Origin of the sequence: Microbacterium sp. CBA3102 (assembly GCF_007954505.1) — a bacterium.
Taxonomy (GTDB): Bacteria; Actinomycetota; Actinomycetes; order Actinomycetales; family Microbacteriaceae; genus Microbacterium; species Microbacterium aurugineum.
In genome coordinates this window covers 300,031-316,517 of sequence record NZ_CP042412.1, presented here as the reverse complement: position 1 = coordinate 316,517, position 16,487 = coordinate 300,031, and the positions used below count along the sequence as shown (strand labels likewise).

Genomic DNA, 16,487 nt, shown 5'->3' with positions numbered 1-16,487 from the left:
CCGTCGACACGGTCGTCGGAGAACTCAGCTGGGATGAGACCGGCAAGCCCACGGGTGCGCACCTGATCCAGCAGTGGATCGACGGCGAGATCCTGATCGTCCTCCCCGAGGACGTCAAGGAAGCCGAGTTCCTCTACCCGAAGCCGACGTGGTGATCCGCACATCGTGAGTGGAGCACTGCTGCTGCAAAGCCTGATCCTCGGTGTCCTGCTGGGAGGGCTCTACGCCCTCCTGGCGGCCGGGCTCACGCTGTACTTCGGGATCATGCGCGTGGTCATGATCGCGCACTCGGCCTTCCTCATCCTGGCCGCCTACCTCGCGTGGTGGTTCAACAGGGAGACCGGGATCGATCCGCTCGTGTCGCTCGTCGTCACGGTGCCCCTGTTCTTCGTGACCGGTGTGGTGATGCAGCGGCTGCTGGTGTCGAGGCTCAAGCCCTTGACGCTGACCATGATGTCGGTGCTGCTCACGTTCGCGGTGGCGCTGATCATCGAGGGAGCGCTCGGGTTCTTCTTCACCGGTACCCAGCGGCGCATCCCGCTGCCGTACGCCAGCGCCAGCCTCGAGGTGTTCGGCGCACAGGTGCCGGTGGTCAAGCTCATCGCCTTCGGGCTGGCGGCCGTGGCCCTCGCTCTCCTCTTCGTGCTGCTCAAGTACACGAAGTTCGGTCAGGCGCTGCGGGCGACCATCCAGCATCCGGAAGCCGCACGGCTGGTCGGCATCAACACCGATCGTGTCGCCGGCTACGGGTTCGGTCTCGGACTCGCGACGGCGGCGATCGGCGGCACCGCGCTCTCACTCGATGCCACGATCTACCCCTCGCTCCACTGGCACTGGATCGGACCGCTCATGGCGATCATCGTCGTCGGAGGGCTCGGCAGCATCCCCGGTGCCGCGATCGCGGCGCTCATCCTCGGCGTCGCGCAGAGCCTGCTCCAGCTTCCGCTGGGGCCGACCTGGGCGCAGACGGTCTTCTACGTCGCGCTCTTCGCCACGCTCATGTTCCGTCCGCAAGGTTTCTTCGGAGGTCGTCTTGCCCAGCGTTTCTAGCAGAGAGCCGATCGCCACCGAGACGGTCGTGATCGCGCCACCCGCTCCCGTGCGGAGAAGGTCGACGACGTGGGTGAAACTCGTCCTCCTCGTCGTCGGAGCCGCGCTCGTCCTCTCTTTCCCCACGATCGCCCCGAACCCGTACATCCTCTCGGCGGGCGTGGTGATCCTCAACTACGCCGTGCTGTCGACGGGGTGGAACTTCATGGGCGGGTTCACGGGATACATCTCCCTCGGACACGCCGCGTACTTCGGGCTCGGCGCCTACGGCACCGGTCTGCTGATCAAGTTCCTCGACCTTCCCGGATTCCTCGCCTGGATCGTGGCAGCCGTGGTCGTGGCGATCATCGCGATCCCGATCGGCATCGCCGCCCTTCGCGTCCGCGGTGCGTCCTTCGTGATCGTCTCGATCGCCTTCGTGCTGATCATGCTGCTGGTGTTCCAGAGCTGGCGCGACGTGACCGGTGGATCCGAGGGCCTGAACGTCCCACGTCCGTTCGACGTTCTGCGGCCGGAGCACCACCGCATCTTCTACTACCTGTTCGCGGGACTCCTGGCGTTCGCGCTGGTGGTGTGGTGGATCATCGATCGGTCCAAGTTCGGCACAGCGCTCAAGTCGGTCCGCGAAGACGAGGACAAGGCGCAGTCGCTCGGTGTTCCGACCACGCGGTACAAGCTGATCGCCTACGTCCTGTCCGCGCTCTTCGTAGCGCTCGGAGGCGGTCTGTACGCGCTGTGGTTCGGCGACCTGGATCCGATCTTCCAGTTCTCGATCCTCATCGGCTCCTACATGGTGCTCATGGCGCTGCTCGGCGGGGTGCGGAACCTCTTCGGCCCGCTGCTCGGCGCTGTCGTGGTCGGGGTCGCCCTCGAGTACTTCAAGCTCGAGTTCGGAGACACGCAGTTCCACCTCATCGCCACCGGCATCCTGCTCGGCATCGTCGTGCTCTTCATGCCGGACGGCATCATCCCGGCCGTGAAGGGGCTCTTCACTCGCTCGTCGAACGCGGCCTCGATCCGTGAGGTCACCGCCGGCGAGCTGCTCGAGCAGAACAAGACGCGAACAGCGGACGCCTCGACGAAGGAGACGTCGTCATGAACGCCCCCACGGCACAGCCCATGACCACACTCGAAAGCCTGAGCACGGTCTCGATGACGAAGTCGTTCGGCGGCGTCACCGCGGTCGACGGCGCCACGGTCACTTTCCAGGAGGGCAAGGTCAACGGTCTGATCGGGCCGAACGGCTCGGGCAAGACCACCTTCTTCAACTGCGTGACCGGGATGATCAAACCCGACTCCGGAGAGGTGCGCTACCGAGGGCAGGCGATCACCCGCAAGTCGCCCGACCGCATCGCGCGCGCCGGCATCGGGCGCAGCTTCCAACTGTGCCGGGTGTTCCCGCGCATGACGGTGATGGAGAACCTGCTCGTCGCGGTGCGCAGCACGAACATCCGTCAGCAACTCCGTTCGGCGCACGATCCGGAGGAGCTCGAGCGGGCGCGCAACTGGCTTCGACGCGTCGGAATCGACCACCTCGAGCACGCCGAGGCGCGAAACCTCAGCTACGGACAGCAGAAGCTCCTGGAGCTGGCAGGTGTGCTCATGGGCGAGCCCGACACGATCATGCTCGACGAACCCGCCGGAGGGGTGAACCCCGCGCTCATCGGCCGCATCGCCACGCTCGTGCGCGAGCTCAACGAAGAAGGCAAGACGTTCATCATCGTCGAGCACAACATGGAGATGGTCATGAGCCTGTGCGACCACGTCGTGGTCTTCGACCGCGGCCGCCAGATCGCCGAGGGAACCCCGGAGATCATCCAGCAAGACCCCCGAGTCCTGGAGGCCTACCTTGGAGTCTGAAGCGAAGAATCTGCTCGAGCTGCGCGACATCGAGGCCGGATACGGCCGTGCGGCCCTCGTGCTCCGCGGTCTCACGGTCGAGGTGCCGCCCGGGTCGGTGGTCTGTCTGGTCGGTCCGAACGGAGCGGGCAAGTCGACGGTGCTCAAGGTGGCCAGCGGCATGCTCAAGCCGCGGTCCGGAAGCATCCGCGTCGATGACCGCGACATCACCGGTGAAGGACCGCAGTCGATGCTGCGTCACGGGCTTGCACACGTCCTCCAGGGGCACAGTGTGTTCCGTGAGATGACGGTCGGCGAGAACGTGATGCTCGGTGCGTTCACGCTGAAGGACCAGACGGTCATCCAGGAGCGCATCGAGTTCGTCCAGAACCTGTTCCCGATCGTCGGGGAACGGTGGAAGCAGCTCGCGGGTCTCCTCTCCGGCGGTCAGCAGAAGCAGGTCGAGTTCGCACGCTCGCTCATGGTCAGCCCCAAGGTGGTGCTGCTCGACGAGCCGTCGATGGGACTCGATCCCAAGACCACGGAGAAGGTGTTCGAGCAGATCGTGCGGATGCGCGATGCCGGCACCGCCGTGCTGCTCGTGGAGCAGAACGCGCGGAGGGCGCTCGAGACCGCGGACATCGGTTGTGTCCTCGATCTCGGTCGCGTTCATATCTCCGGTCCGGCTTCCGAGCTTCTCGCAGATCCGACACTCGCCGCTCTGTACCTGGGCGGCAAGCCCTCGGTCGCCGACGCGGGCTGAGGCCCTTCGTTCCTGCTCCTCCGCTGCAGTGCCGCCCCGGAGGAGACGCACGGCACTTATCGGCACGACACCGCACGACGATGACGTTGAGAGGTCTGTGATGCACGAACGAACCCTGCGACCGGCGAACCGCGAGACCCGAGCGGATGCGCCCCCGCGCTCCCGACGACTTCGAAGGTCTGCAGCCGTGGTGGCCGCGGCGACCGTGGTCGGAGCCCTGTTGACGGCGGTTCCTGCGGCCGCCGCGGAACCCTTCACCGAGCTGATCGACTTCGAGGCCTATGAACGGGTCGCATTGAACGGGCAGGACGGGTGGGTGGCCTCGACGGCCCCGCGCGTGGTCGCCGACCCGTTGAACGGCAACAACCAGGTCGTCGAATCCGTCGGCGGAGGGCAGCAGTCGTACCGGGAGATCCCCGCGATCGCACAGGGAGAGACCGGCACATTGTTCTTCCGGTTCCTGCGCACCGGGAGCGTGGACACCTCGTTCGGCCTCACCGATGTGGACGCGCCGAACGACTACGTGCACAGCCGGGCCTACGTGAACAATCAGAACGACGACATCCTTCGCGTGCGTGACGGCGGAGCCTTCAAATCTGCCGGTGTCTGGTCTCGTGACGCCTGGCAGTGCGTCTGGATCGTCGCCGACAATGCGACCGACAAGGTCACCGTCTACAGCCAGGGCGGTGCGTACGAAGAGAGGACCCGCCTGCCCGAGGGCACCGAGCAGCAGTTCGGCTTCCGTCAGGCGGTGAGCGGCGCACTCGATCGATTCTTCTGGAAGAACGGCGCATCGAGCACAGGACGACTGCTGCTCGACGACGTGGCTGTCGACACCACGGGGGAGAACCTCGCGATCGCCACCGGGAACCCGGGTGACTGCGCACCCGGAGGCACCGCGACCGAACCCCTGCTCAACCCGCTCCCCGATCCCGCGCTCGCCGACCTCGGTATCGAGGTGACCGAGCTGGCGCAGCTGCCGGAGTCGCACACGACCCCGGCCACGCAGGACCAGCGCCTCGTGCGCCACAACCGGATCACGCACCTCGACGAGGTGCCCGACGACTCCGGTCGGCTGATGGTGCCGGACAACAACGACATCCTGTATCTGGTCGACAAGGAGTCGGGCGAGTACGTTCCCTACCTCAACGTCCGCGACGAGTTCATCGACAATTTCCACAACAGCGCAGGCCTCGGCACCGGTCTGGGATCGGCGGAGTTCCACCCCGACTTCGCCGAGAACGGGCTCTTCTACACGGTGCACACTGAGGGCGGATCGGCTCTCACGGAGGACACTCCCGACTTCCCCGCCTTCGGGAACACCGCCTTCCACAGCGTGATCACCGAGTGGAAGGCCGACGACCCGTCTGCGGAGACCTTCGCGGGCACGCACCGCGAGGTGATGAGGATCCCGTTCGCCGGTCGTGTCCACACCGTGCAGCAGATCGCCTTCAGCCCGACCGTCTCGGCCGGTGACGCCGACTACGGCAACCTGTACGTGCTCGTGGGCGACGGCGGCAACGGGGTCGGCAACGGCAATCCGCAAGACCTCGCCACACCGCAGGGCAAGATCCTCCGGGTGGACCCGACCGGCGACGACAGCGCGAACGGCGAATACGGTGTGCCGACGGACAACCCGTTCGTCGACGAGTCGGATGCCCTTCCGGAGATCTTCGCCGTCGGCATGCGGGACCCCCACCGCATCAGCTGGGACCCCGAGGGCGACCACACGATGTACCTCGCCCACATCGGCGAATGGCAGGTCGAGTCGATCTACGCGGTCGAACCCGGGGACAACTTCGGTTGGTCTGTTCGCGAGGGATCCTTCGTGGCCGACAACCGGCAGATCTTCCCGCTTCCGGAGGACGATGCGGAGAACGGCTTCACCTATCCCGTCGCGGCCTACGATCACAATCGCGATCCCGGTCAGACCGGCGACGCGGGAGTGGCTGTGAACGGCGGATTCGTCTACCGCGGCGAGATCGCGGAGCTGCAGGGGCGCTACCTCTTCACCGATCTGGTGCGCGGGTGGGTGCTCTCCACCGATGCGGAGGAGATGGTCCGCAACGACGGCGACATCGGTGACCTCGCCACGATCGAGGAGCTGCGGGTGTTCGCAGACGGCGAGGAGACGACGTTCCAGGACCTGGTCGGCGACAAGCGCGTCGATCTGCGATTCGGCTCCGACGCCGACGGCGAGCTCTACCTCGTGTCGAAGGCGAACGGGAAGATCTGGAAGGTCACCGGTGCGCGGACCGTCGACGAGCCCTCGTCACCGTTCGTGCTCCCGGCGCTCGCTCCGAACCTCGTCACGCACTACGACTTCGATCACCCCGATGCGGCGAAGCCGACCATCGAGACCGATCAGGGTCGCTCCGGTACCGACATCTCCCTGATCAACGGCGGAATCGAGATGCGGGTCGCCGATCGTGCCTATCCGGGCGCGGGCGAGGCGCTGCAGACGCAGCAGATGAGTCCGCGGACGGCGTCGAACGACGACTGGAAGGCGGGCATCTACGACGCCGACGGTGTCGAGTCGCTGGACAGGTTCGCCGGCACGGACAAAGTGTCCGTCATGGGCTGGTTCAAGCCCACCGGCGATCACCCGGCGCTGAACTCGGGCACGACGAATCCGGACGACGTGTACAACGCGATCGGTCTCGCGGGGGTGCTCACCGGAACGTCGGACGGACACGCGGTGCGCGCGCTGCTCGAGGTCATCACGGTCGGGGGCGAGCTCAAGCTCGTCGCGCTCGGGAGACGCGTCGACGGTGCCGGCTCGTGGACGTTCGCGGCAGATCTGCCCTGGAACGAGATCCTCAAGAAGGGGCGATGGGTGCATCTGGCGGCGACCTTCGACTTCGGCAAGGGCGAGATGAAGCTCTTCATGAACGGCGAGGAGCTCGCGGGGAAGTACACCGCAGCCAATCCGTGGGGTGAGGGCTCGACGTCCGACACCGCGCCCGCGGGCATCAAGATCGGCGGGAGCTTCCCGCAGAACACCCGAGAGGCCAATCCGTTCAACGGACGGATGGACGACATCATGCTGCTCGACACGGTGCCCACAGCCGAGCAGGTGGCCGCGCAGTATGCGCTGTACGACGTGCCGGAGGTCGAGCCTCCGACGCCGCCGACCTGCACGCCGGACGGCACCGTCATCACCGATGTGATGTCGCAGGATGACTGGGCGCCGAAGACCCCTGCCAAGTGGGACTTCCCCGGTGACCAGGTCATCCTCACGGAAGCGGGGACGAACCCGAACGACGGGATCCGCCGTCCGTTCGAGTACGCCGTGCTCACCGAGGGCCCGGAGCTCGGTTCGTTCGATCTCACCGGCCAGGTGCGCCTCGACGAGAAGGCGTCGGTCAACAACCGCGATGTGATCATCGTCTTCGGGTGGAAGTCCGACACGGAGTACTACTACGCGCACCTCTCGCAGGACAACTCCATCTATGCCCACAACGGCATCTTCAAGGTGAACGGTGCCGACCGCGAGCGGATCGACGACCAGTGGGATGGAACGGTCGGAGCGCCACCGGCTGTCACCGACGAGGAGTGGCACGATGTGCGGCTGCTCCGATGCGCGGACAGCGGCGACATCGCCGTCTTCGTGGACGGGATCGACACACCGCTGATGACGGCGACCGACAAGACGTTCACCGAGGGGCGTGTGGGCTTCGGCTCATTCGACAACTTCGGACGCCTCCGCGATCTGTCCGTCACCATGGCGGCGACGGACACCACCGCGCCCACGGCGACCGTGAAGAGCGGCGCGACGTTCACCGTGGGGAGGGACGGCGTCTACAGCAAGGTGTCGTTCACGCTCCACGATGACGGAAAGGTCGACCGGTTGACGCTCAACGGCGTCGAGAAGGATCTGACGAACAACGCCTGGTCCGATCTGAACGCGGTGGTGCCCGGCGCCTTCGGCGCGGTGGAAGGCGCGAACACGCTGGTCGTGTACGACGTCGCGGGCAACGCGACGACCGTCCGCTTCACCCTCGATGCGACGGCTCCCACGGTCACGGTCAAAACGGGCGGCTCCTTCACGGTCGGCGCGAACGGCACGTACAGTCTGGTGTCTTTCAAGCTCCACGATGCCGGGAAGGTGGATCGCCTGACCCTCAACGGGGTGGCGAAGGATCTGACGGACAACGCGTGGTCCGACCTCAATGCGGTGAAGCCGGGTGCTTTCGGTGCGGTGGAAGGGGCGAACACGCTGGTCGTGTACGACGTCGCGGGCAACGCGACGACGGTCCGCTTCACCGTGACGGCCGGGTAGTCGCGTCGGCGGATGCGGGGTGCCCATCGCCCCGCATCCGCCGAATGCCGGAACCCTGCTCCCATGCCCGCCCCAGCATCCCCGGCTACCCTCAGTCACATGCGCCGTCTCCTCGTTCTGCCCCTCGTGCTCGCTGCCGGATTCCTCGTCGCCGGATGCTCGCAGGTCACGCAGCTGGCCGGTGATGCTCTCGGCGTCGACGTGCAGGCGACGTGCGCGACGATCGACGATGCGTACGGTCAGTACCAGGCGCTGCTCGAGCAGGGCGAGGTGTCGGCGGAGCAGGCGGATGCCGCGCGGGATCAGCTGGTCGCGTCGCTCGACGGGCTCGCGGACGGCGTCGACGGGGCGCTGGGCGATGCCATCCGCTCCGGTGCCGAGAAGATCAGCGGGATGACCGATCTGCGGGCACCCGAGACCATCGAAGCGGTCGAGCAGCTCAGGGAGTCGGCGTCGGCGTTCTGCGGCTGAGCCGGATCGCGCCGGCGACCGTGGCGGCGACGAGCGCGCTGGAGCGGGCGCCGAGGTGGATGCCGTCGCGGTGGCTCGTCACGGTCCGGGCGGTGACCTCGAAGACGTCGATCAGGTCGATGTGGAGGTCGCTCGCCACGCGTCGCACCAGCGGGGCGACCTCGCTCTCGATGATCCGCTCATCGACGCCGCGGCGGTTCTCGAAGGCGACGGGTGGCGTCAGGAGGAACACGGTCGCTCCCCGTGCGCGGTAGCGTTCGGCGAAGTCGGCCAGCTCCGACGCGTATCGTTCCGGATTCCAGTTGTCGCCGCGCGCGTCGTTCGAGCCGAGCATGATGAGCGCGATGTCGGGCTGGGACGCGAGCGATGCTGCGGCGTGCGGAGTCTCGTCGTACGGCCAGTCGCCGTCGCGTTGCAGGGTGCGCCGGTTCACGCCGTAGTTGAGCACCTGATACCGGTCGCCGAGGATCCGCTGGAGGCGGCCGGGGTACGCGCGCCGCGCACGGCCTCGGAACAGCACGCCCGCGCCGTAGGTGTTGCTGTCGCCGACGGCTGCGACTCGGATCCGGTCTTCTCTGAGGCGGGGGACCGGCGGATACATGATCCTTCGATACATCACAGCGATGGTGCCCACCAGGAGGGCGACGCTCGCAGCGGCCGTGAGGATCCTCCGGCGCGCGTCGGACAGCACGGGACGGATCACCCGTCCATTTTCTCTCAATCCCCGCACCTGCGGGGGAAGGAAGGGAGACTGTCACTGAGTGCTGAGACGTGCAGAACAGGAGAGCGATGACGACCGTGTTCCCTCGTTCCGTCTCCGTCGTCATCCCGGTGCGCAACGACGCCCTCCTCCTCGAACAGTGTCTCCGCGCCCTGGAGCGGCAGACGCGCAGAGCCGATGAGGTCATCGTCGTCGACAACGGCAGTACGGATGACACCGTTGCGGTCGCCGAACGGCACGGAGCGCGCGTCGTGTCGGAACCCGTGCAGGGGATCCCTCGCGCCTCGTCGGCCGGCTATGACGCGGCGTCGTGCGACATCATCGCGCGCCTGGACGCCGATTCCCGCCCCGGACCGGACTGGATCGAGCGGATCGAGCGGACGTTCCGCGAACGGGACGATCTCGACTTCGTCACAGGCGACCCACGCTTCTACGGCTCGACGCCGCTCGTGCACTGGGTGGGAGAACGCCTCTACATCGGTGGCATGTACGCCGCCCTCACTCCGCTGCTCGGACACGCGCCCCTCTTCGGCTCAAACATGGCCATGCGGGCCGAGACCTGGCGGATCCTGAGCGGTGAGGTGCACCGCGAGCCGCAGAACATCCACGACGACTTCGACCTGTCGTTCCACATCCGACCCGGGATGACCGTGCTGCGTGATCGTCGTCTCGTCGTCGAGGTCTCGGCGCGGCCGTTCCAGGACTGGGCTTCGCTTCGACGTCGGCTGAGCTACGTGCTTCCGACCGTGTGGCTGCATCTGCCGCAGGAGCCGCTGTATCGGCGACGGCAGGCCCGGCGGCGGGAGGAGTCGTCGGCGCGCGGCCGGTGAGTCAGCCGCGGGCGCGAGCGTACAGGTCGAGTAGATCCGCCGTCAGCTGGTGCGGAGTGGTCTCGCTCGGGCTGTGCCCTGTCGCATAAGCACGGAAATCCGCATCGATGTCGCGGGCGAACCTCTGGTGGGCGGCCAGCGGCCACAGGTCGTGCGCGCCGGCGACGACGAGTTTGGGCACCGGGAGTGCGCGCACGCTGCTGCGCAGGTCGGGCGTCGCCATCATCAGCCCGATGATCTCGTCGACGCTGCGCCTCCGTGTGAGGGCGAACCGGGAGCGCACGAACTCGAGCCGCCGGGGTGGCACGCGGTTCTTGTTCGTCACGATGCCCCAGATCATCAGGCCGGCGCCGCGCCGCGGGCTCGCGATCGGGGCGATCGGACCCAACCACTTCATGGTGGCGAAGACGTTGCCGGCGCCCGGGGGAGTCGTGAGAAGGGCGAGCGAGAGGACGAGCTCAGGGCGGCGGATCGCCACGGACTGCGCGATCGTGCCCGCGAACGAATAGCCCAGCAGATGGGCCGGGGCGCCTGCTTCGAGGAACGCGACGAGGTCGTCGATGAACAGGTCGTACGTGTAGGCCCGGTCCGCGCCGGCGGCATGCGATTCGTACTGGCCGGCAAGGTCGAAGGACTGCACGAAGTATCCGGCCTGTGCCAGAAGTGGCAGCATCAGCGCGAAATCCTCTTTGGATCCCGTCGCACCCGGCACCAGGACCGCACGAGGGTGCGTCGGATCACCGAGCGACACGACGGCCAGCTCACCGCTCGGCGCCGAGAACCACGACCTCACTGAGCCGACGGGCGGAATCGTCCAATCGATGTCACCGATCGCGGCATCGAGCGCGGCGGCGGATCCGGCTGCCCGCTCACTTCGCGAATCCGTCGACACGCTGACACGGTACTCCCGCGCTCCGGTGCGCGGGCGGAGCGCGCGCCGGGAGATGCGCGGGCCGCGGATCGACCGAACGACGAGGCTGCGCGCTAGCATCGACTCCATGAACTTCAACCGCTCGGCATGGTGGTGGCTGCACTAGCGGCCGGTTGAAGTGTGTTCACGGGCTGCACGGCAGCTCGTGGCAGCACGCGAGGACTCCGTGTGGCTCCCTATCGATGGGAGAAAGACCGATGGAGTCCTTCATTGCAACGGCGCAGCGCTCGGCGGAGGTCGCGGCCGCCGTGGACCGACACCCGGAGCGGTTCCGAGTGCTCACGGGGGAGCGGCCGACCGGACCGCTGCACCTGGGCCACTACTTCGGGACGATACGGGAGCGCGTCCGGCTGCAACAAGCCGGAGTCGAGACATTTCTCGTGCTCGCCGACTACCAGGTCATCACCGACCGCGATACGACGGACAACGTCCGTGAGAACGTCCACGGTGCCGTGCTCGACTACCTCGCCGCCGGAATCGACCCGGAGCGCACCACGATCTTCACGCACTCCTCGATCCCTGCTCTGAATCAGCTGCTGCTGCCGTTCCTCAGTCTCGTCACAGAGGCGGAACTGCACAGGAACCCGACGGTCAAGTCGGAGTACGCGGCGTCCGGCCGCGCGTTGAGCGGTCTGCTGCTGACGTATCCGGTGCACCAGGCGGCCGACATCCTCTTCTGCAAGGGCAACCTCGTTCCGGTCGGGAAGGACAACCTGCCGCACGTCGAGATGACCCGGGTGATCGCCCGACGGTTCAACGAGCGCTACGGCGAGCTCTTCCCTGTGCCGGATGCGCTCGTCACGGCGACACCGGAGGTGCCGGGGTTGGACGGACGGAAGATGTCGAAGAGCTACGGCAACGCGATCTCCCTCTCGATGACACCGGAGGAGACCGTTGCGGCGATCCGCCGAACCCGGACGGATCAGGAACGGCGGATCACGTTCGATCCCGAAGCGCGTCCCGGTGTCTCCGCACTGCTGACGACGGCTGCCTTATGCCTGGATGTCACGCCCGCCGAGCTCGCGGACGACGTCGGTGACGCGGGAAGCAACGCGCTGAAGACCGTGACCGCCGCGGCGGTGAACGACTTCCTGGCGCCGATGCGTGAGCGTCGGCGGAGTCTTGCGGCAGACGGCGAGCTGGTGCGCTCGGTCCTGCGCCGCGGGAACGAGCGTGCGAATGCGGAGGCGGAAACGACGTTGGACGAGGTGCGCGAGGCGATGGGGACCGTGTACTGCTGAGGCGTCGAGTCGCGAGCCCCGAGCCCCGAGCGCCGGGGCGCCGCTACGGGCGTCGGGCCTCGATCAGGTGACGGGTCGAATGCGCGACGAACGGTCCGTCGGCCTGGATCCTGTCGTGCAGGTCACGGAGCCGGTCGAGACTGTTCTCGACCGTGAACCCGGGCACCCACCAGATCACCTTGCGGAGCAGGTAGACCGCCGCGGCGACGTCGTGGATCTCGATGCGAAGCCTCGCGGTTCGCAGATCGATGACCTCGAGCCCCGCAGCCCGCGCGGCGTCGGCTTCATCGTCGGGGTGGCGTCCGCGGCGCGCTTCCGGCTGGGGGCCCAGGAAGAACTCGATCAGCTCGAACGCGCTCGCTGGCCCCACGTGCTGTGCGAAGTAGGTTCCGCCCGGCGTCAGCACCCGTGCGATCTCCGACCACCAGATCGTCGCCGGGTGCCTGCTGGTGACGAGGTCGAAGGCTTCATCGCCGAACGGTAGCGGCGGCTCGTCGGGGTCCGCGACGACCACCACACCACGGGGATGCAGGAGCCGCGTCGCGCGACGCACGTTCGGTGGCCAGGACTCGGTCGCCACGGCGGCGGGCGGGAAGGCCGTGGCCTCGGCGAGAACCTCCCCGCCGCCGGTCTGGATGTCGAGCGACGCGGACGCACCGCCGAGGCGCTCGGACAGGAGGCGGGCGTAGCCCCACGGAGGTCTCTCCTCGGTGGCTCTTCCGTCCAGCCAGCCGAAGTCCCATCCGGTCACGTCGGCGGTCCTTCCGGCTTCGATCAGTGCCTCGAAGGAATCGGTCATGGATCGATTCTCTCAGCGACCACCCCACCGGCGCCTTTAGTTGCACTTTGGCAACTAAAGGCGTATGGTTGACCTCGATCAACTTTCTACGCAGGAGCATTTCCCCTTGGCACACACCCCATCCGCAGTATCCGAGACACGCTCGGCACGCGAAGTCTTCACCGCGATCTCCGGGCTCGTCGTCGGCATGTTCGTCGCCGTGCTCTCCGGCACGGTCGTGTCGACCTCGATGCCGGTCATCATCGCCGACCTCGGCGGCACGCAGTCGCAGTACACCTGGGTGATCACGGCGAGCCTGCTGGCGACCGCGGTCTCGACCCCGATCTGGGGCAAGCTGGCCGACCTGGTCGACCGCAAGGTGCTCGTCCAGATCTCCCTCATCCTCTTCACCGTCGGCACCGTGATCGCCGGCTTCTCGACCGACACGAACATGCTCATCGCCGTCCGCGTCGTCCAGGGAATCGGTGTCGGCGGCCTGATGTCGCTGGTCATGATCGCGGTGGCTCTCATCATCTCCCCGCGTGAGCGCGGCAAGTACATGGGCGTCGTCGGTGGCATCATGGCCCTCGGCACCATCGGCGGCCCGCTGCTCGGCGGACTCCTCACCGACGTGTGGGGCTGGCGCTCCAACTTCTTCGTCGGCGTGCCCTTCGCGATCCTGGCCCTCGTGCTGCTGCAGTTCACCCTGCACCTGCCCAAGCCGCAGCGCGACTCGAAGGTGTCGATCGACTACTTCGGCATCGTGCTGCTCGCGGTCGGTGTCTCGACCCTGCTCATCTGGGTCTCGATGGGCGGCAACCAGTTCGACTGGGACTCCTCGACCAGCATCATGCTCGCCGTCACGGCCGGCGTCGCCATCGCCGCATTCATCACGGTCGAGTTCTTCGTCAAGGAACCGATCGTGCCGATGTCGCTGTTCCGCAATCGCACCTTCACGCTGTCGGTCGTCGCGTCGATCGCGATCGGCGTCTCGATGTTCGCCACCTCGGTGTTCCTCGCGCAGTACTTCCAGCTCGCTCGGGGCGCCACGCCCACCGAGTCGGGTCTCATGACCATCCCGATGATCATCGGTCAGATGGGCGCGTCGATCATCATCGGCCAGCTCGTGAGCCGGTTCGGCAAGTGGAAGGGGTGGATGCTGACCGGTTCGGTCCTGGCGACCGTGGGCGTCAGCCTGATGTCCACGCTGCGCTACGACACCCCGTTCCCGCTGGTCGCCGTGTACATGTTCGTCCTCGGTGCCGGACTCGGCATGGTCATGCAGAACCTCACGCTCATCGTGCAGAACGACACCGCCCCGCAGCAGCTGGGGGCCGCCTCGTCGAACGTGAACTTCTTCCGCACGATCGCGGGCACCATCGGCGTGACCGTGATGGGCTCGCTCCTGTCCACCAGCGTCGGCACGTACGTCACGGACGGGCTCGCCGGCTTCACGCCGACCTCGCAAGAAGAGGTCGACGCCTTGAAGCACCTCGCCTCGGGTGACGTCCCGAAGGTCGGGCAGCTGCCGGACACGATCCGCTCGATCGTCGAGAGCGCCTACGGTCACGGCATCGCCGATGCCTTCATCGTCGCGATTCCGCTCGCCGTGATCGCCATCATCGCCATCGCGTTCATCAAGAACAAGCCGCTGTCGACGAAGAACGCCGCGGAGCAGATGCTCGAGCAGGCGGAGGAGTCGGTGATCGAGGTCTCCGAGGCCGAGGTCGGCGCCTCGCTCTCGACCGGAGCCATCCGGATCGACGGTAGGGAGTCCGCGACTCCGAAGACCGGTTCGGTGGGAGTGCTCGAACGCGAAGATCGGGACCAGGAGCGCTGACATGTCGTCCCCGGGAGCGGTCGCCTCGACGGATGTCGACAGTGCGCTCGGCGACCTGCAAGCGCATCTGAACCTCATCTTCGCGCGGACCAGGTCGCTGTGGAAGGAATCTGCCGCTCGGGTCCACCCCGAGTTGCAGGTCGCCGGCTACAAGCTGCTGACGTTCATCGATCGAGCGGGCACGGCCAATGCCCACGAGCTCGCAGACCGGTTCGAGATGGACAAGTCGGTCATCAGTCGCCAGGTGCGGATGCTGGAGGAGCTGGCGCTTCTGGAGTCACGACCGGATGAGCGCGACGGACGACTCCGGGTGCTGACGGTCACGGCCGGTGCGGGTGCGGCGCTCGCGGAGGTCCGCCGCGAGTACGGCTCCCGCCTCCAAGCCGTGATCGATGAGCTCACCCCCGAGGAGATCCGCGCCGCGTCCAAGGTCTTCCGGCTGCTCGCAGAAGTGTGAGACGAAGCCCCGCTGTCATGATCGACAGCGGGGCTTCGCCGTACACTGGCGTTCTCGTGCAGTCCGTGGCGGGGGCTCGCGGCCCGTATCCGACATCGACGGTCACATCCAGATCCGATATGCCCGTGGCGAGCTTCACCTTGTGAAGGATCGGATTCTGGCTGCGTTGGTGCGGCGAACCCATCAGTAGGGGACCTCACCCCGGCTCACGAGCTACACCATGCCGCTCGTTCTTGCGTATCCAGGGTGATCGCACGCACCGCTTGACGCGTGTTGCGCGCTCTGTCGTGTTTACTCCGAATAGAGAGCCGCATCTAGTCCCGTGGCCCGATAGGGCACCGCAACAGGCGTAAGCAGAACTGGGAGTCCGCTATCAGCCGCGTATTTGTCCTGGAATTCGTACGCGTCATCTTCGACATCGAAAACACCGATGAAGCCAGGAGTATCTTCCAAGTGCACAATCCACACCCTCATGAACGGAATGTAGCACTGACCTCCGGGCCGCTCCGCCCCTCGAACGTCCTCAACCGGCACCGACGTCGCCCTCATGGCGTGACTACAGACCGTCACGTACCGGTGCGGCAGGCCCATCGTCCGCAGGGTCTTCATCCGGTGATGGGGAACTGGGCGAGCCCGCGGTGCGCGCGAGCGCCGTGACAGCGGCGGTGGCCGCTGCTGCGATGCTGCGGCGCAGGTGACGAGCAATGCTCATGGTGGGACAGTAGCGCAGCAGCTGGCCACCCCCTTCGCCGTACACTGGCGAGCATGAGCGCCTCCTCCGACGCCCCCGCCGAGACCCCCGAATCCGACGCCGACGCGGAACTGCTGGGGGATGCGGAGATCGATCACGCCATCACCCGGGTCGAACAGGAACTCGGGCGTCTCTTCGCACGGATCCGCGTGAGCTGGCGTGAGGCCGCGGCCACCGTGCACCCCGACCTGCAGCCCCTCGGCTACCAGGTGCTCACCTCCATCGCGACGGGCAAGGCGACCTCGGCCGGGGCGATCATCGAACGCCTGCAGACCGACAAGTCGGCCGTGAGCCGCCAGGTGCGCCAGCTCGAACAGCTGGGACTCGTCGAGAGCATCCCGGACCCGGAGGACGGCCGGGCGCGCGTCCTCGTGGCCACCGACCTCGCCCAGGAGCGGGTCGCGCTCGCGCGGTCGCAGTACGAGGGGCGCATCGGGGAGCGGCTGCGCAGGTGGACGGCAGCCGACCTCGACCACTTCGCCGACCTGCTCGCGGCGCTCGGCGGGAACTGAGGGAATACGGGGAGCGCTCCG

The 16,487-nt window shown here is 66.9% G+C and carries 15 protein-coding genes; 11 read left to right on the top strand and 4 right to left on the bottom strand.

Features of this window, described 5'->3' with window-relative positions; all coding sequences use genetic code 11:
- Positions 1-165 precede the first annotated feature (165 nt).
- The 6 genes from FGL91_RS01660 (at position 166) to FGL91_RS01635 (ending at position 8,405) form a co-directional block, all read left to right on the top strand.
- The gene (locus FGL91_RS01660) at positions 166-1,050 is read left to right on the top strand and encodes a branched-chain amino acid ABC transporter permease (RefSeq protein WP_047524433.1); all 885 of its coding nucleotides are present in this window, start codon (positions 166-168) and stop codon (positions 1,048-1,050) included.
- A gap of 73 nt (positions 1,051-1,123) precedes the next feature.
- Entirely contained in the window at positions 1,124-2,149 is a 1,026-nt protein-coding gene (locus FGL91_RS01655; RefSeq protein WP_047524434.1) for a branched-chain amino acid ABC transporter permease, read from the top strand.
- Positions 2,146-2,910: an ABC transporter ATP-binding protein gene (locus FGL91_RS01650; protein ID WP_194239288.1), complete on the top strand. Its 765-nt coding sequence runs from the start codon at positions 2,146-2,148 to the stop codon at positions 2,908-2,910. The genes FGL91_RS01655 and FGL91_RS01650 overlap by 4 nt, the downstream gene beginning before the upstream one ends.
- Positions 2,900-3,652 carry an ABC transporter ATP-binding protein gene (locus tag FGL91_RS01645; RefSeq protein WP_153242890.1) on the top strand — a complete coding sequence of 251 codons (753 nt, stop codon included), beginning with the start codon at positions 2,900-2,902 and terminating at the stop codon, positions 3,650-3,652. The genes FGL91_RS01650 and FGL91_RS01645 overlap by 11 nt, the downstream gene beginning before the upstream one ends.
- A 100-nt stretch (positions 3,653-3,752) precedes the next feature.
- Complete coding sequence (locus FGL91_RS01640) at positions 3,753-7,934, top strand: PQQ-dependent sugar dehydrogenase (RefSeq protein ID WP_227991804.1); 4,182 nt, start codon at positions 3,753-3,755, stop codon at positions 7,932-7,934.
- A gap of 99 nt (positions 7,935-8,033) precedes the next feature.
- Complete coding sequence (locus tag FGL91_RS01635; RefSeq protein ID WP_153242889.1) at positions 8,034-8,405, top strand: hypothetical protein; 372 nt, start codon at positions 8,034-8,036, stop codon at positions 8,403-8,405.
- Here FGL91_RS01635 and FGL91_RS01630 read toward each other — a convergent pair.
- A complete protein-coding gene (locus FGL91_RS01630) occupies positions 8,374-9,108 on the bottom strand; it encodes a GDSL-type esterase/lipase family protein (protein WP_153242888.1) in 735 nt (244 codons plus the stop codon). The genes FGL91_RS01635 and FGL91_RS01630 overlap by 32 nt on opposite strands.
- A gap of 86 nt (positions 9,109-9,194) precedes the next feature.
- Here FGL91_RS01630 and FGL91_RS01625 point away from each other — a divergent pair, with 86 nt between their 5' ends.
- Complete coding sequence (locus FGL91_RS01625) at positions 9,195-9,956, top strand: glycosyltransferase family 2 protein (protein ID WP_131492302.1); 762 nt, start codon at positions 9,195-9,197, stop codon at positions 9,954-9,956.
- 1 nt (position 9,957) lies between these two features.
- On the opposite strand, the gene FGL91_RS01620 is transcribed toward FGL91_RS01625, so the two are convergent.
- Positions 9,958-10,848 (bottom strand): alpha/beta fold hydrolase, encoded by an 891-nt coding sequence (locus tag FGL91_RS01620; protein ID WP_227991802.1) that lies wholly within the window; start codon positions 10,846-10,848, stop codon positions 9,958-9,960.
- Between the two features lie 236 nt (positions 10,849-11,084).
- On the opposite strand from FGL91_RS01620, the gene trpS reads away from it, so the two are divergent.
- Positions 11,085-12,128 (top strand): tryptophan--tRNA ligase, encoded by a 1,044-nt coding sequence (gene trpS / locus FGL91_RS01615; protein ID WP_131492303.1) that lies wholly within the window; start codon positions 11,085-11,087, stop codon positions 12,126-12,128.
- A 43-nt stretch (positions 12,129-12,171) separates the two neighbouring features.
- Here the strand turns inward: trpS and FGL91_RS01610 are convergent, their stop codons facing one another.
- The gene (locus FGL91_RS01610; protein ID WP_131492304.1) at positions 12,172-12,927 is read right to left on the bottom strand and encodes a class I SAM-dependent methyltransferase; all 756 of its coding nucleotides are present in this window, start codon (positions 12,925-12,927) and stop codon (positions 12,172-12,174) included.
- 106 nt (positions 12,928-13,033) lie between these two features.
- On the opposite strand from FGL91_RS01610, the gene FGL91_RS01605 reads away from it, so the two are divergent.
- A complete protein-coding gene (locus tag FGL91_RS01605) occupies positions 13,034-14,746 on the top strand; it encodes an MDR family MFS transporter (protein ID WP_153242887.1) in 1,713 nt (570 codons plus the stop codon).
- Position 14,747: 1 nt separating this feature from the next.
- A complete protein-coding gene (locus tag FGL91_RS01600; RefSeq protein ID WP_047524442.1) occupies positions 14,748-15,203 on the top strand; it encodes a MarR family winged helix-turn-helix transcriptional regulator in 456 nt (151 codons plus the stop codon).
- Between the two features lie 556 nt (positions 15,204-15,759).
- On the opposite strand, the gene FGL91_RS01595 is transcribed toward FGL91_RS01600, so the two are convergent.
- Complete coding sequence (locus FGL91_RS01595; protein ID WP_153242886.1) at positions 15,760-15,915, bottom strand: hypothetical protein; 156 nt, start codon at positions 15,913-15,915, stop codon at positions 15,760-15,762.
- Positions 15,916-15,968: 53 nt separating this feature from the next.
- Here FGL91_RS01595 and FGL91_RS01590 point away from each other — a divergent pair, with 53 nt between their 5' ends.
- Positions 15,969-16,466 (top strand): MarR family winged helix-turn-helix transcriptional regulator, encoded by a 498-nt coding sequence (locus FGL91_RS01590; RefSeq protein WP_153242885.1) that lies wholly within the window; start codon positions 15,969-15,971, stop codon positions 16,464-16,466.
- Positions 16,467-16,487: the final 21 nt, after the last annotated feature.

Bases quoted from the DNA above. Each gene is read 5' to 3' on its own strand.
- trpS (WP_131492303.1), top strand. From the start codon at position 11,085: ATGGAGTCCTTCATTGCAACGGCGCAGCGCTCGGCGGAGGTCGCGGCC.
- FGL91_RS01595 (WP_153242886.1), bottom strand. From the start codon at position 15,915: ATGAGCATTGCTCGTCACCTGCGCCGCAGCATCGCAGCAGCGGCCACC.
- FGL91_RS01600 (WP_047524442.1), top strand. From the start codon at position 14,748: ATGTCGTCCCCGGGAGCGGTCGCCTCGACGGATGTCGACAGTGCGCTC.
- FGL91_RS01590 (WP_153242885.1), top strand. From the start codon at position 15,969: ATGAGCGCCTCCTCCGACGCCCCCGCCGAGACCCCCGAATCCGACGCC.
- FGL91_RS01635 (WP_153242889.1), top strand. From the start codon at position 8,034: ATGCGCCGTCTCCTCGTTCTGCCCCTCGTGCTCGCTGCCGGATTCCTC.
- FGL91_RS01640 (WP_227991804.1), top strand. From the start codon at position 3,753: ATGCACGAACGAACCCTGCGACCGGCGAACCGCGAGACCCGAGCGGAT.
- FGL91_RS01650 (WP_194239288.1), top strand. From the start codon at position 2,146: ATGAACGCCCCCACGGCACAGCCCATGACCACACTCGAAAGCCTGAGC.
- FGL91_RS01610 (WP_131492304.1), bottom strand. From the start codon at position 12,927: ATGACCGATTCCTTCGAGGCACTGATCGAAGCCGGAAGGACCGCCGAC.
- FGL91_RS01625 (WP_131492302.1), top strand. From the start codon at position 9,195: ATGACGACCGTGTTCCCTCGTTCCGTCTCCGTCGTCATCCCGGTGCGC.